At 52.5% G+C, this 15,925-nt stretch carries 7 protein-coding genes; all 7 read left to right on the forward strand.

Annotated elements, in window-relative coordinates; all coding sequences use genetic code 11:
* Nucleotides 1-46: 46 nt before the first annotated feature.
* The 7 genes from purL to EKO24_RS21920 all read left to right on the forward strand — a co-directional run bounded on the left by purL (nucleotide 47) and on the right by EKO24_RS21920 (nucleotide 15,895).
* Entirely contained in the window at nucleotides 47-3,913 is a 3,867-nt protein-coding gene (gene purL / locus EKO24_RS21890) for a phosphoribosylformylglycinamidine synthase (protein ID WP_143733398.1), read from the forward strand.
* A gap of 141 nt (nucleotides 3,914-4,054) precedes the next feature.
* Nucleotides 4,055-4,915, forward strand: coding sequence for a PilZ domain-containing protein (locus tag EKO24_RS21895; RefSeq protein ID WP_241674779.1), 861 nt, complete (start codon nucleotides 4,055-4,057; stop codon nucleotides 4,913-4,915).
* Between the two features lie 122 nt (nucleotides 4,916-5,037).
* Nucleotides 5,038-6,102, forward strand: a complete 1,065-nt coding sequence (locus EKO24_RS21900) for an HD domain-containing phosphohydrolase (protein WP_143733401.1) — start codon at nucleotides 5,038-5,040, stop codon at nucleotides 6,100-6,102.
* 91 nt (nucleotides 6,103-6,193) lie between these two features.
* Entirely contained in the window at nucleotides 6,194-10,018 is a 3,825-nt protein-coding gene (locus tag EKO24_RS21905; protein ID WP_143733402.1) for a PAS domain S-box protein, read from the forward strand.
* Between the two features lie 29 nt (nucleotides 10,019-10,047).
* Nucleotides 10,048-11,271 (forward strand): urea ABC transporter substrate-binding protein, encoded by a 1,224-nt coding sequence (locus EKO24_RS21910; protein ID WP_127026700.1) that lies wholly within the window; start codon nucleotides 10,048-10,050, stop codon nucleotides 11,269-11,271.
* A complete protein-coding gene (locus EKO24_RS21915) occupies nucleotides 11,268-14,234 on the forward strand; it encodes an ATP-binding protein (RefSeq protein ID WP_127026699.1) in 2,967 nt (988 codons plus the stop codon). The genes EKO24_RS21910 and EKO24_RS21915 overlap by 4 nt, the downstream gene beginning before the upstream one ends.
* 41 nt (nucleotides 14,235-14,275) lie before the next feature.
* Nucleotides 14,276-15,895, forward strand: coding sequence for an ASKHA domain-containing protein (locus tag EKO24_RS21920; RefSeq protein ID WP_127026698.1), 1,620 nt, complete (start codon nucleotides 14,276-14,278; stop codon nucleotides 15,893-15,895).
* Nucleotides 15,896-15,925 lie beyond the last annotated feature (30 nt).

The following is a 15,925-nucleotide window of genomic DNA, read 5'->3' on the forward strand; positions in this document are numbered from 1 at the left end:
ACGCTCCTTGAACCTTGCACCTTTTTACCTTGTACCTTTTTTACACATGTTAAAAATCCCTGGAACTTCCGCGCTATCCGGCTTTCGCATTAACAAACTGCTGGCCGAACTTCAGACTATAGAACCCGCTATCAAAGCCGTCTCAGCCCGGTTCATTCACTTTGTCGATATTGAAAACGATCTGGATGACAGCCAATTCGCGATTTTAAAGCAATTGCTGGCCTACGGTTCCAGACTGCCGGGCGCCGATATTCAGGGGCGGAAATTGTTGGTCGTACCGCGCTCGGGCACGATCTCGCCATGGTCCAGCAAAGCGACCGAAATTGCCCAGCGTTGCGGATTATCGACGGTTAACCGCATCGAGCGGGGTATCGAGTACAGATTGGACGCCGATCAGCCGTTGCCTGCTTCGGTAAAAGCGTTATTGCATGACCGCATGACCCAAACCGTCTTGGACGGCGAAGTAGAACCGGATTTATTCGCCCATCATCAGCCGAAGCCGTTGCTGAGCGTCGCAGTAATCGAGCAGGGCCGCGATGCGCTGGTTGCGGCCAACACGGAATTGGGCTTGGCTTTGTCCGACGATGAAATCGATTACCTGACTGACAGTTTCCAAAGCCTGGGCAGAAACCCGACCGATGTCGAATTGATGATGTTTGCGCAAGCCAATTCCGAGCATTGCCGGCATAAAATTTTCAATGCCGATTGGACGATAGACGGCGTGGAACAGGCGCAAACTTTATTCAAGATGATCCGCAATACCGCGGAAAAAAGCCCGGAAGATATTTTGACGGCTTACAGCGATAACGCTTCGGTCGTGACCGGTTCAACCGAGCAGGTTTTCATACGCAATGCGCAGACCGGCGAATACGGCTATGTCGAAGAAGAAGCGCATTTGCTGATGAAAGTCGAGACCCACAATCATCCTACCGCGATTTCACCGTATCCGGGGGCCGCAACCGGCTCCGGCGGCGAGATCCGCGACGAAGGCGCGACCGGCCGCGGTTCTTCGCCTAAAGCCGGTTTAACCGGATTTTCGGTATCGCATTTAAAAGTTCCCGGTTACGAGCAACCGTGGGAGGCCGATAACGGCAAGCCGGAACGTATCGCGTCGGCGCTGGACATTATGATCGAAGGCCCATTGGGCGGCGCGGCGTTTAACAACGAGTTCGGCAGGCCCAATTTGGCCGGTTATTTTCGCAGTTTTGAGCAAGCCGTTCCGGGCAAGGACAACGAATTCCGGGGTTATCACAAACCGATCATGATCGCAGGCGGCTTGGGCAATATCCGGCCGATGCTGGTCAAGAAAAATACGATTCCTGCCGGTTCGTTGATTATCATCCTGGGGGGGCCTGCGATGTTGATCGGCCTTGGCGGCGGCGCGGCTTCATCGCAGGCTTCCGGCGCCGGTTCGGAAGACCTGGATTTTGCGTCGGTGCAACGCGAAAATCCGGAAATGGAACGCCGTTGCCAGGAAGTCATCAATCACTGTAATTCGATGGGCAGCGATACGCCTATCGTGTCGATCCACGATATCGGCGCGGGCGGTTTATCCAACGCGGTGCCGGAAATTATTCACGATTGCGACCGCGGCGGCCGCTTCGAATTGCGCAAAGTGCAAAATGCCGACATCGGCATGTCGCCGATGCAAATCTGGTGCAATGAAGCGCAGGAACGCTATGTGGTTGCGATTAAGCCGGAGTCGCTGGAATTATTCACGTCTTTTTGCGAGCGCGAGCATTGTCTGTTTGCGGTGATCGGCGAGGCGACCGAAGACGAACATTTATTGTTGAACGACGAGTTGCTCGGCGACAAGCCGGTCGATATTCCGATGTCGGTGTTGTTCGGTAAGTCGCCTAAGTTGCACCGCAATGTCGAGCATGTGCCGGCCAATACCCAGGAGTTGGATTTTAGCGGCATCGCGCTGAGTGAGGCGATTAAGCGCGTGCTGGCGTTCCCGGCCGTTGCCGATAAAAGCTTTTTGATCCATATCGGCGACCGCTCGGTCACCGGTTTGGTGGCCCGCGACCAAATGGTCGGGCCTTGGCAGGTACCGGTGGCCGACGTTGCGGTTACCGCGGTCGGTTTTCATTCGGTGGCCGGCGAAGCGATGGCGATGGGCGAGCGTTCTCCGATTGCGGTCATCGACGCGCCGGCGTCCGGGCGCATGGCGATAGGCGAGGCGATTACCAATATTGCCGCCGCCCATATAGATTCACTGAAGAAAGTCAAATTATCCGCGAACTGGATGGCCGCAGCCGGTTATCAGGGCGAAGATGCGGCATTGTTCGATACCGTTAAGGCAGTAGGCATGGAATTATGCCCGGCGCTGGGCATCGCGATACCGGTCGGCAAGGATTCGTTGTCGATGCTTACGGTGTGGGACGATAAAACCATGACCGCGCCGTTGTCGCTGGTCATTACCGCGTTTGCGCCGGTTGCCGATATCGGCCTTACCTTGACTCCGCAATTGCGCCGTGTGTCCGACGAGGATAGCGCGTTGATCCTGATCGACTTGGGTGCCGGTAGAAACCGTTTGGGCGGCTCGGTGCTGGCGCAAGTTTACAACCAGCTCGGTAACGAAAGTCCCGACCTGGACGATGCAAGCTTATTGAAAGCTTTCTTCGATACAATACAGGCACTTAACAGCCAAGGCAAACTGCTGAGCTACCATGACCGTTCCGACGGCGGCTTGCTGGCTACGGTCGCGGAAATGATGTTCGCGAGTCGGTTGGGCGTGACTTTGAATCTCGACAGTCTGGGCGAGGATGTGCTGGCGTCGTTGTTTAACGAGGAGTTAGGCGCTGTGATGCAAGTGCGTCAGAGCGATTGCAAGGATGTGATGGAACAGTTGAAGCAATCGGGACTGATCGACTGCACTTATGTGATCGGCAAGGTTATAGACGACGAGCAGCAGCTGATCATTCGCCATGCCGGAGAAATTATTTATTCAGCCGGCCGGGCGGAGTTGCAGAGCCATTGGTCCGAGCTCAGCTACAGAATGCAGGCTTTGCGCGACAACCCGGAATGCGCGCAGCAACAGTTTGAGCGTATCGCCGACGATGAGGATCCAGGCTTGAATGTTGATCTGACGTTCGATGTCAACGACGACGTGACCGCGCCGTTTAAAAACGCACCCAGGCCCAAGGTCGCGATACTGCGCGAACAGGGCGTTAACGGCCATGTCGAAATGGCGGCCGCGTTCGATCGCGCCGGATTTACCAGCATCGACGTGCATATGAGCGACATTATCCACGGCCGGGTCAGCCTGGCGGATTTCACCGGCCTGGTGGCATGCGGCGGTTTTTCTTACGGCGACGTATTGGGCGCGGGCGGCGGTTGGGCAAAATCCATCCTGTTCAATCCGCGTTGCCGCGACGAATTTGCCGCATTTTTCCAGCGCCCGGATACGTTCGGTTTGGGCGTTTGCAACGGTTGCCAGATGATGTCGGGATTGAAAGACATCATTCCCGGTGCGGAACATTGGCCGCGTTTCATGCGTAACAATTCGGAGCAATTCGAAGCGCGCGTGGCCTTGGTTGAAGTGCAAAAATCGCCGTCTATCCTGTTTGCCGGCATGGAAGGCTCAAGAATGCCGGTCGCGATTGCGCACGGAGAAGGGCGGGCTGAGTTCGCCGTGGACCCGGCCGTTGCGCTTGAGGCGGGCGCTGTGGCTTTGAGTTATGTCGATAATTACGGTGAGTTGACCACCGAATTTCCTGCCAACCCCAACGGTTCGCCGTTCGGCATTACCGGGCTGACCACGACGGACGGACGATTTACGATTATGATGCCGCACCCTGAGCGCTGCTTCAGAACCGTGCAAAACTCATGGCATCCTGACGATTGGGATGAATACGGCGCCTGGATGCGTCTGTTCAGGAATGCGAGAGCGTGGGTAGGTAATCTATAAAGATATATTCTTTATTAATGTCTTATATGAGATTTGCAATGAATTAGATGTAAGCGGCAACAGCAATCTGATTAATCGGTGTTGATCTGTGGCTGAATGATTATGAAAATTTAGAGGTTGTAGATTATGGATAAGGTCAACATGACAAGAAATAAAAATCGGAGAGGTTTTTTCCGGATTTATGATGAAGTTCATCTGTTTTATAAGAAAATCGATGAAAAGTCGTTGACTGAACCGCAATCCGCTTCGAATGAATTATCGCCTACAGATGCGAAAAATGTACCGCAGGATTTTCAACTTAGGGAAAATGAGCCTTGCAACGTTAACATCAGCGCCAGCGGCATAGCGTTTAACTGCGAAGACTCGCTTAAAGAAGGCGATTGCCTGTTAATCAAGGTGTTGCTGGCATCCGGTATGAAGCCTATCCAAACTCGCTGCAGGATTGTTTATTGTAAAAATAGCCAATTAAACGATAGCGAGTGCCCGTATTTCGTTGGCGCCCATTTTATCGATATGGAAGAGCAGGATAGGGATTTGCTGGCCGTACATGTCGATAAAAAGCGCTTGCGGCGTAAATGGATCAACGCGTTTATCTTGGCTGCCGTGATTACGGTTATCACACTGCCCGACGTTATATTTGGCTTACTGGCCGGATTGTTTCATTTCCTGTTCGAAGTGTTCCTCCATATTCTTCATCTCGCATTTGAGTTTATCGAGTCCAACCTCGATCATCTCGTCGAACATCTTTTTGAAACCGATGTTCATGCAACGCAGATTATTGTTTTTTATATTCTCTTACCTTTTGTTTTTTACGGACTCTACCTGTTGTGGCGAGCAACGCCGATTTTTTACCGGTGGTGTAAGAGAAAACTGATCGTTTACTGGTCACGAAAGAAAGCGAATTTACTTTTTTATTGGCGCGAGCAATCTTCTCTCAATAAATGCAAGCTGGTCGTTATCGCAGTTTCGGTCATTATCGGTTACTTTTATTTCGGTATGTAATGTGGGAACAACTCATGTCCAACAGTCATACCGCATTTAAAAGAGCATTAAAATTTGAAAAGCCGGTACGTTGATCTACAATCGCGGCAGATTGGTCGGATAATAAATATAAGGTAAACGCCATGTACAAGAAGGAGGCCGCCCGCATTCTCGTCGTAGATGACGAGTCGGTAAACCTGAAGCTGCTCGATAAAATGTTGTCTGCTCAAGGCTATACCAATCTGGTGTTGGTACAGGATTCCAGGCAGGTAGTCGACGTTTACCGGCAAGCTCGCACAGACTTGATTTTACTCGACATTAATATGCCTCATCTGGATGGTTTTGAGGTCATGGAACAGCTTAAATCGCTTGACGATCCTTTATTTCCTCCTGTCGTAGTCCTGACCGCGCAGCATGGCCAGGATTTTCTATTGCGCGCCCTTAATGCAGGCGCTCGCGATTTCATCACCAAACCTTTCTATTGTAATGAGTTGCTGGCGCGGGTACGCAACATGCTCGATGCCCAATTGATGCATCGCATGCTTTACGATCAAAAAGCGGTGTTGGACGAAATGGTGCAGATTCGTACCAACGAGTTGCGCCGCACCCGCTTACAGGTTGTGCAACAGCTCGGGCGCGCCGCCGAATATCGCGATAACGAAACCGGCAACCATATCCTGCGCATGAGCCATATCTCGGCCTTGTTGGCAAAATCCATCGGTTGGAGTGAGGCCGATTGCGAGTTAATGTTGCATGCCAGTCCGATGCACGACATAGGCAAAATCGGCATTCCCGATCATATCCTGCTAAAGCCCGGTAAATTCGAACCCGAAGAATGGGAAATCATGAAAACCCATGTCATTATCGGCGCCAACATTCTTGAGGGCGATGATTCCGATTTGATGAAGTGCGCCGGCGAAATTGCATTGACTCATCATGAGCGATGGGACGGTAGCGGCTATCCGAACGGTTTGTCCGGCGAAGCGATTCCATTGGCCGGACGCATTGCGGCGCTGGCGGATGTATACGATGCATTGACTTCGGTGCGCCCTTACAAAAAGGCCTGGACGGTTGAAGCGGCCGTCGATCTGATCAAGAACAGTAGCGGCACGCATTTCGACCCCGATCTGGTGGTGGTGTTTTTGGAACAATTGCCGGAAATTCTGAAAATTTGCGACCGCTTTTCCGAGCCGGAAAATAACTCATAATACAAACGCGATTAGTCGGTTAAATAACCCAGTAATGCGCTTACCGGCGCCGGATGCGGATTCTGATCGACAATTTTAATAAAAACTCATCATGGAAAACGACATTCAGGCTGCTCTTCTCCAAATGCGCAAAGGTTTTATTGCCGGTTTGCCTGAGCGCTTGAATAGTCTCAAAACGCTAGTGGCCGATATTGAGAGCGGCCAGCATCGAGCGCAAGCGCTTGAAAGCTTGCATCGTGCCGTGCGCCGCTTGGCTGATTCGGCCGGCGTTCATCAATTAACGCCGATTTTTGCAGCCGCACGCAATTTGGAACTGATCGTAACGGCGGTGTCCATTGACGGGGCGCCCGGTCAGCATGGCTTGCAGGCCATCCGTACAGCGTTGGCTAATTTGGAAGCTCAGAAGGTTAGCCCGGGTAGCGATTTCATTCCTCAAATATCAACGCGGCATGTGGATGTTCCTCGCGTTGTAATAGCCGGCGATGACGAAGAACAATCCGAACGATTATGCTCTATATTGGAAAAAGCAGGTTACCGGGTGGATGTATTTCACGAGCTTGCAGCCTTTCCGGCCGCCGGCGCAACCATCGAACCGTTGTCTGCAATATTCGTGAACACGATGTTCGACGCCGGCGTACAAGTTATAGCGGAGCTGAAAAAGCAGAGCCTTAGCGATTTTCCGGTTATTTTTGTTTCAGGCCGGGCCGATATGCTTGCAAAGCTTGAGGCTTATCGAGCCGGAGCTACGCATTATCTGACCAAGCCGGTGGATAGCGATGCTTTGCTGCGTGTCATGGCCGACGCTGTGACGCAGACGCCGGCAGAGCCTTTTCGCGTTTTATTGGTCGATAATGACGATGAGCAACATACAGCTTACGGCCTAACGTTGCGGCAAGCAGGCATGACGGTCACGGCAACCGGCGATCCTTTTCAAGTCCCTGAAATACTGGAAAGTTTCGCGGCCGAGGTGCTGGTTTTGGATATGCTGATGCCGGAATGTTCCGGCCCGGAACTGGCGATTATTCTGCGCGACGATGAGCGCTATGCCCAAATACCGATCGTTTATTTGGCGGCGGAAACGCATATATCCGGACAGTTTCAGGCGCTGAATTGCAGTGGCGACCATTTCCTGTCCAAACCGGTTAATCCGCGCTATCTTGTTACCGCTATAGCGTCGCACGCCCGGCGTTTTCGCCAAACGCAGGTCCGTAAGGAGTCGATGCGCACTACGTTGTATGAGCGGGAACGGCAACAACAGGCGCTTGATGTGCATGCAATCGTCACCGTGACGGATAAGTTCGGTACGCTTATTTATGTGAATGACCGCTTCTGCCTGACCAGCGGTTACAGCCGGGATGAGCTGTTGGGTAGAAATCATCGTATCATCAAGTCGGGCGAACATCCTCCCGAATTTTATCTCGATATGTGGAGCACCATTGCCGGCGGCAATATCTGGCGGGGGGAGGTTTGCAACCGGCGTAAAAACGGCAGTTTGTATTGGGTGGAAACCAGTATCGTGCCTTTTTTGGATAATACCGGACTGCCTTATCAATACGTTTCGATTCGTACCGAGATAACCCATATCAAAGAAGCCGAGCTACGCCTGCGCTTGCTGGAGCGGGCCGTGGAAGCCAGTACCAGTAGCATCAGCATGGCCGATGCGACTAAGCCGGACATGCCGTTGATTTACGTCAACCCCGCCTTTGAGCATATTACCGGATATGATCGAGATGAAGTGCTTGGGCGCAATTGTCGTTTGTTGCAAGGAAAAGATGTCGACCAGCCTGGCCTGAACGAGATCCGCAAGGCCTTGCGCGAGGGACGGGCCGGGGAAGCCCGGGTTCATAACTACCGAAAAGACGGCACGCCGTTCTGGAATGACTTGCGCATAGCGCCCGTGCATGACGAACAGGGCCGGCTTAGCCATTTTATCGGGATTTCCGATGACGTAACCGAGCGCCGCAAGGCGACTAATGCACTAAGAAAAAGCGAAGAGCGCCTAAGGCTCAGTCAGCATTACGCCAATATCGGCACTTGGGATTGGAATATCCAGACCGGCAAAATCATCTGTTCTGAACGTATCGGATCAATGTTCGGTTACCCTGACGTTAAGCGGAAGGCGTCTTTTAAGCACTTTTTAAATGGCGTATACCCGGACGACCGGAAAAGGGTGCTTGACGCGATCGACGCCTGCCTGCAACAGGGCGTCGAATACAATATCGAGCATCGTTGCGTATGGCCGGACGGAACTGTGCGCTGGTTATTGGAACGTGGCGATGTCGCTCGCGATGAAAACGGTGTTGCGCTGCATATGCTGGGCGTGATGCAAGACATTACCGAACGCAAGCTTGTTGAAATCAAGAGTTTGAACCAACAGGCCCGATTGGTTATTTTTAAACACATTATCGAAAATGTGGCGGATGGCGTTATTACTATCGACCCGACCGGCATTGTTCGTTTTTTTAATCCCGCGGCGGAGAAACTGTTCGGCTACAGCGCGCCCGAGATTGTTGACCGTAATGTTAGCCTGCTATTGCCGGAGCCCTATCGAAGCGAATACGCGCGCTATCTTAATTTGCACAATGGCAGCCAGCCGGCCTCTATCATCGTTAAAAAATTGGAGCTGTCCGGACAACATAAGGATGGCGCGATTTTTCCGATGGAGCTGGCTATTTCGTTAATGGAAATCGACGACGACAAGCATTTTGTCGTTATCTTGCGCGATATTAGCGAGCGCAAACAATATGAACAGGAAATAATCGCGGCCAGGGATGAGGCAGAGAGAGCCAATAACGCCAAATCCGAATTTCTATCCAGTATGTCCCATGAGTTGCGCACACCGATGAATGCGATTCTGGGGTTCGGGCAGCTTTTGGAAATAGATGTTGGGCTTAATGAAGATCAGGCGGATTACGTCAGCGAGATATTGAAAGCCGGCCGCCATCTGCTTGAGCTTATTAATGAAGTATTGGATTTAGCCAAGATTGAATCGGGCAATATCAATTTGTCGCTGGAACCGCTGTCTTGCCTTGAATTGATTACGGAGTGCCTGACGCTGATCGGTCCTCTTGCCCAAGCCAGAGGCATTGCGATAAACAATGACGTTGTCGGCGACTGTTTGGTTCGAGCCGATCGCACCCGGCTAAAGCAGGTGCTGATAAACCTGCTTTCCAACGCCGTTAAATATAACCGTCCGCAGGGAACAGTGCTGATTCAGGCGGACGTACAAGACGATCGTATACGCTTGAAAGTATCCGATACCGGTTACGGTATTCCGGTAGCGCGGTGGCGGGAAATTTTCCAGCCGTTTTCGCGATTGGGCGCCGAAGATGCCGATATCGAGGGAACCGGCATCGGACTGACTATCAGCAGCCGGTTGATGAAAATGATGGGCGGAACTATCGGTATGGAGAGCGAGGAGGACCAAGGCAGCACTTTCTGGATTGAACTGCCGAAAGCCGCTTCGGAACCGGGTATTCGCAACAATGACGTAGAACAGGCCATCGTATCCGAGCCCGTGTCGGGAGGAGAATATCGCCATACTCTCCTTTATATTGAAGATAATCCGGCTAATCTCAGGCTGATCGAGAAGATTTTTAGCAGACATTCGCAGTTTCGGCTGTTGGCGGCGGCGACTCCTGAGCTAGGGCTGGAGTTGGTTTCGGCGTATCATCCTAATTTGATTTTGCTCGATATTAACTTGCCGGGCATGGATGGCTATCAGGTGCTAAGCGTATTGCATTCCTTGAATCCGGTGAAAAAGATCCCGGTGATTGGTATCAGCGCTAACGCCACAGCTCATGATGTCGAGCGGGCTATGGCGGCGGGTTTTGACGAGTACATGACTAAACCTGTCGATGTCAGCCAGCTTCTTGAGTCTGTGAACCGGTTGCTTTCGGATAATGCGGAAGAATGAGCGCCGGTTGTGCGGAAATGGATTGAATTATGAACAGACGTCTTAAAATTATTTCCGCTCTGGTGCTACTGGCGTTACTGATTCTCGCCGCGTCTGCAATCGGGCGGTATTATGTAACTCCGGTGAGCCCTATCAAAGTCGGCGTATTGCATTCGCTGACCGGCACGATGGCCGTCAGTGAAAAGCCGCTGGTCGATGCGGTACGCTTGGCTACCGAAGAAATTAATGCCCAGGGAGGATTGCTCGGGCAAACTGTAGAAATGGTAGTGGCCGATGGCAAATCCGATCCGAAGGTATTTGCCGCGGAAGCTGAACGGTTGATTCAGAAAGAGCAGGTCAAGGTCTTATTCGGCTGTTGGACATCAGCCTGCCGCAAAGCGGTGAAACCGGTCGTCGAAAAATACCGGCATCTGTTGTTTTATCCGGTGCAGTATGAAGGCATGGAGCAGTCCGACAATATTTTGTATACCGGCTCAGCCCCTAATCAGCAGATTGTACCGGGCACCCGCTGGGCAACACAGACATTTGGGCTGCGTGTTTATCTGGTCGGTTCCGATTATATTTTTCCCCGCACCGCCAATATTATCATCGGCGACCTGATTAGAGCTTCCGGGGGAACGATTCTCGGCGAGCGTTATTTGCCGTTGGCTGGAACAGATACCGAAGCGATCATTCAAGACATTGTTCGGGAAAAACCCGATGTCGTGCTCAATACGCTCAATGGCGACAGCAATGCCGCGTTTTTTGCCGCGTTGGTCAAGGCCGGTCTGAGCGATTTGCCGTTAGTTTCTTTTAGCGTCGAAGAAAGCGGAATGCGGGCCTGGAATGGCGGGCAGCTGACTCGCCATTACGGGGTTTGGAATTATTTTCAATCCTTGCCGGGAGAAGGGAATCATCAATTCGTTAGTGCCTATAAAGCCCGTTTTGGTGCCGACCGTGTTGTCAGTGCACCGGTAGAAGCCGCTTACGTCGGCGTGAATTTGTGGACGCAAGCGGTACGGACTGTGAATTCCAGCGAGCCGGGCCGGGTCAATCCGGCTTTGTTGCGTCAGAGCATCAAAAGCCCCTCCGGCATAGCTGCGGTAGATGCGGATAGCCGTCATTTATGGATGATGATGCGGGTCGGTAAGGTCGCTGCCGACGGGCAGTTCGAGCAGGTATTCGCTTCCAGCGTGCCATTGCGGCCAAGCCCATGGCCGAACTACCGTAGTCGGGATTCATGGCAAGCGCTGCTGTTGAGAGGCCGGCCATGATCTTAGGCAAGATTATTTCGCGCTTGATGTTGGGTTTTCTATTGCTATCGCCGCTACCGCTGGCCGGGCTGGCCTATCTTTACGTTCAGGCTTTTCGAGACACCCTGCAACATTCCGAGCTGGAAAATCTTTCTTCTCTCGCTGACAAAAAAGCCGATCAGATTAATGCTTATATTAATGAGCGCATGGCGGATGCGCGGCTGTTGGCGCAGCTGTTTGTTGTTTTTGATAGCCGCCAACCGCAGTCCATTTTACAAAGCGGCGAACAAAACCTGAGTCCGCTAAGCTATCAAGCGGAAGAGGTTTATCATGATTTTTTCCATACCTTATTCGAGAATCGCCATTACTATGACCTGTTGCTGACCGATACGGCCGGTAATGTGGTGTTTTCCATTCTGCACGAGTCCGATTTCGGCAGTAATCTGAACACCGGCCCTTATCGTGATTCCACTCTGGCCAAGGCTCATCGCGAAGCTATCGCGTTGCTCGACATTCAGATTACTCAGGCCGGTTCCTATGCGCCGTCCGCTGGAAAAACGGCCATCTTCATCGTTGCTCCGCTATTTAAAGCCGGTAAGGTAATCGGTACTCTCGCACTGCAAATGGACCTGGATAATCTCACCGGCGTCAGCAGCGATACCACCGGTTTAGGTAAAACCGGTGAAACGGTCTTAGCGCAACTTGGCGGTGACGAGGTGCTTTATGTCGGCGGGCTACAGCATATCCCCGATGCGGCTTTTCATTATCGCGTTCCGCTGGATAAGTTATCCCTCCCGATGCAATTAGCGCTTTCCGGCAGTCATGACAAGGGGATTATCCATGATTACGCAGGTGTGGAAGTTATTGGCGCATGGCGCTACCTGCCTGCTTTGCGTTGGGGCATGGTCGTGAAGATGGATGCCTCCGAGGCTTTCGCTCCGCTTTACCACTTACAAAAAATCAGCCTCGTTGTACTGATTTTTATGTCGCTGATTGCCGGTATTGTAGCGCTGTTGTTAAGCCGCGCGCTGGTTGCGCCTATTCGCCAATTGATAATGGCTACGGAACGGATTATCGGCGGGGACTTGAATCGCCGCGCTCCATTGGATGGATGCGATGAGTTCCGGCAACTGGCAACTTCTTTTAATACGATGACGGAGCATTTGCAGTTTCATTACGAGGATCTTGAACGGCAGGTCGAACAGCGTACAGCCGAGATTCGTTCTGTTATGGACCAGCTGAACAATGCACAGCATATTGCTCAATTAGGCAGTTGGGAGCTGAATTTAACCGATAATACGCTGATTTGGTCCGATGAAATTTTCCATCTATTCGAAATTGACAAGGATAAATTCGGCGCGACCTATGAAGCCTTTCTGCATGCGATACATCCTGAAGACCTCGACGCAGTTGACGCGGCCTATACCCGGTCCTTGCAGACCCAAAGACCGTATGAGATTACCCACCGATTGTTAATGCCGGATGGGCGCGTTAAATTCGTGACCGAACGTTGCGCTTCGTACTTTGACAGCGACGGCAAGCCGGTCCGGTCTGTCGGTACCGTGCAGGACGTAACTGAGTTAAAGCAGGTGGAGCAGGCGCTTAAACAGCTTAATGAAGAACTCGAACAGCGGGTACAACAGCGTACCGACTTATTGCTTCATGCAAAAGAAGAAGCCGACAGGGCCAATAATGCCAAGTCCGAGTTTTTATCGCGCATGAGCCATGAGCTACGCACGCCGATGAATGCAATCATCGGTTTTGCCCAGTTATTGGAAACCGACCGGGAAACCCCGCTCACGCCCGACCAGGCCGATAATGTCCGCGAGATCCGTCATGCCGGAAAGCATTTGCTGGAGTTGATCAATGAAGTGCTGGACCTGGCGCGCATCGAAACAGGCCGGATCGAATTATCGCTGGAACCGGTGGAATTGCGTTTGCTAATCGGGGAATGTATGGCGTTGCTACAGCCATTAGCGTCGGAGCGCCGGATCGAATTGACCGCGGATATGGACAGGGCCGTTACGGTGCAGGCCGACCGGCTGCGGTTGCGCCAGATTTTGCTTAACCTGTTGTCGAATGCCGTCAAATACAATCGCGACCAAGGCCGCGTACATATTTTCTGCGAATCGGTGGCGGAGGATAAAGCTGAGTTGAGCAGCTTGCCTGCTCAAACGAAACTTATGCCCTCTGGGTATAAAGCTGAGTTGAGCGGCTTGCCTGCTCAAACGAAACTTATGCCCTCTGGGTATAAAGCTGAGTTGAGCAGCTTGCCTGCTCAAACCCTACTTATGCCCGAAGGGCATAAAGTCAGGATAGCCGTGCAGGACAGCGGACGAGGTATTACAGTTGAAGCACTGCCGCGCTTGTTCAAGCCGTTCGAGCGTATAGAATCGGCTTATGACGGCATTGAAGGGACCGGGATCGGATTGGCGCTGTGCAAACGATTGGTCGAAGCGATGTCGGGTAGCATCGGTGTCGAAAGTATTGTCGATCAAGGCAGCACTTTCTGGATTGAGCTGCCCGCCGCCCAAGCCGAAGAGTATATACCGGAGGATTCCGGCAGTACGGCGACGCAAAACACCTATGCCGCCAAGCGTACCGTGCTTTATATCGAAGACAACCCGGCTAATTTGCGTTTGCTGCGAAAAGTAATTTCCACGCATACCAGCCTGTCGCTACTTGAGTCCCATAGCGCTGAGAAGGGTTTGGACATCGCGGCAGCACATTCTCCCGATCTTATTTTGCTCGACATCAACCTGCCGGGCATGAATGGCTTTGATGCTTTGCGCCGTTTAAAAGACAACCCGGATACGCGCGATATTCCGGTCGTTGCTATTTCAGCCAATGCAATGGAGCGCGATATAAAAAAAGGCGCGGCCGCCGGTTTTAGCGATTATTTGACTAAGCCGCTGGATATTCCGAAGCTTTTAGCCCTACTGGCCTCGATACAGGAGTCAGAGACAACTCAAACTATTCCGTGAATAATAGGCACGGATTGGTTATATATTACGGTGATATGAGCATGACCGATCCCGATTCACCGCAACCGCCGGTAAACACCAACATGCTACTGGTGCGCAGCGATAACCAGGTTTTGCAGCTGTCGCTGATGAACGGCGCATCTGTACGCGAAGCGCTGGATGCGACCGAGCTTAGGGTGCGCGCGGCTTGCGGCGGGTTGGGCACGTGCGGGGCTTGTCTGATTCAAATCGTTAACGGCAACTTCAATCCGCCGACATTGGCGGAGCGGCAAAAAATCCGCCCCGAAGAGCTGGCGGACGGCATGCGGCTGGCTTGCCAATTGCGGGCCGTCAGCGACGGCGAATTGTATCTTCAGTATCCTGCGCCGCATTCGCAATGGAAAAGCCTGGATGCTTCCGAACTCTATCGAGCCGCCGGTAATGCCGCTATCGCCGAGCATGTTTATGGCGCGGCAATCGACCTTGGCACCACCCATATCCGTCTGTCGTTTTGGAACCGCCAGTCCGGGCGGCGTATCGGCAGCCGTTACAGCATCAATCCGCAAGTCGCATGCGGCGCCGATGTGCTGACCCGGCTGGATGCCGACCGCCTCAGCAATGCCGACAGCCAGGTATTGACCCAACTGGCGCGCAAGGCCATTATCGAGGGTATCCGCGATATTTTAAGCCGCGATATCGGCGAAGTGTCGCCGATACTGGCTGAAATCGGCAAAATAACGATCGTCGGCAACACCGCGATGCTGACGCTGATTTGCGGTAGCCGCGACGACAGTCTTTATGAACCGGAAAATTGGCAATTGCCGATAACTTGCCAGCCGGCAGATATTGAATCATGGCGCAAAGCTTGGCGTACTCCGCATGCCGAAATCGGTATCGTCCAGCCGTTGGCCGGATTTATCGGTTCCGACCTGTTGGCCGACCTGCTTGCCACTGCAATCACCGAACAGCCGCAACCGGCGCTGCTGGCGGATTTCGGCACCAATACCGAAATTGCATTGTGGGACGGGCGGACTTTGTGGGCGAGCTCGGTGCCGGGCGGACCGGCATTTGAGGGTGTGGGCATGCGCAACGGTTTGAGCGCCGAAACCGGAGCTGTCTGCAAAGTTTCGAAACACAACGGCGAATGGCTGTTGCAGACACTCGATGACGCACCGGCACGCGGTTATTGCGGCAGCGGCTTTATCGATGCGATTGCGTTGCTGTTGGACGAAAAACTGCTGAAACCGTCGGGACGTTTTGCCGAGCCGCAACCGGTCGGCGGATATGTATTGGATCAGGGCAATTTCCGCACGGGGATTTGTCCGGCCGATATCGATATGTTTCAGCGCGCCAAGGCCTCAACGGCGGCGGCGATGTTGCAACTGCTTGTTTACGCAGGCTTGACGGCTAACGATTTGCAAACGCTGTGGATTTGCGGCAGTTTCGGCCGGCATCTCGATTTAAACAACGCAATGCGCGTCGGTTTATTGCCGACTGTCGATCAAGACCGGGTAAAACTGCTTGCCAACGCCGGTCTGTCCGGTTGTGAAAAGCTGCTGCTGGATCCGGTTGCCCAAGCTGTATTAAATACGATTACCGGCCGGGCTCGTGTCGTCAATTTGAGCGGCGTGACGGAGTATGAAGAACGGTTTGTCGATAATTTACGCTTGAAACCGGTTTAAACCACAGCCTTATGTGAAAAAGTCTAAACA

Origin of the sequence: Candidatus Methylobacter oryzae (assembly GCF_003994235.2) — a bacterium.
Classification (GTDB): Bacteria; Pseudomonadota; Gammaproteobacteria; order Methylococcales; family Methylomonadaceae; genus Methylobacter_A; species Methylobacter_A oryzae.